This is a genomic window from Streptomyces sporangiiformans (genome assembly GCF_005768555.2).
GTDB classification, from domain to species: domain Bacteria; phylum Actinomycetota; class Actinomycetes; order Streptomycetales; family Streptomycetaceae; genus Streptomyces; species Streptomyces sporangiiformans.
This window is the reverse complement of the sequence record NZ_VCHX02000190.1, coordinates 1-569: the sequence shown is the minus strand read 5'-3', so window position 1 is coordinate 569 and position 569 is coordinate 1. Positions and strand designations below refer to the sequence as shown.

At 72.9% G+C, this 569-nt stretch carries 1 protein-coding gene; it reads left to right on the top strand.

The genetic code is table 11. The annotated features are described in order from the left end of the window. Positions 1-57 precede the first annotated feature (57 nt). On the top strand, positions 58-569 hold a 512-nt coding region (locus FGD71_RS34825), incomplete at its 3' end, for a hypothetical protein (RefSeq protein WP_140936015.1).

Sequence of the window (569 nt, the reverse complement as noted above, 5' to 3'; positions counted from 1 at the left end):
GCCTTCCAGCGGGAGTGGTTCTGGCCGGAGCCTGCTGGGGCGGAGGTCTCAGGTGCTGTGGCCGATGTGGCGGAGGCGGGTTTCTGGGCGGCGGTGGAGCGCGGGGACGCGGATGCCGTGGCGGGTGTGCTGGGTGTGGACGAGCAGGCGCTGGCGGGTGTGGTGCCGGTGCTGTCGGCCTGGCGGCGGCAGCGCACGGAACGCTCGGCGGTCGATTCCTGGCGATACCGGGTGGCGTGGGAGCCGGTATCGGGTGTGCCCGCCAGTCAGTTGGAGGGCCGTTGGCTGCTGCTTCAGCCCGCTGGTTCGGAGGAGGTGCTGACGGGCTTCGAGGAGTGGTGCCCGGGTCTGGAGCGGGTGACATGCCCGTCCGGTGTGGACCGGGCGGCTCTGGCGGAGATACTCGCCTCCGCGACTGAGGGTGCTGCGGGGGTGCTGGCTCCGGCTGATGGGGCGGAGGCGGCCCTGGCGCTGGTGCAGGCGGTGTTGTCCGATGCCGATGGGGCAGGACGGTTGTGGGTGCTGACCCAGGGCGCGGTCGCGGCCGCCGGCTCGGACCGGGTCGTCGA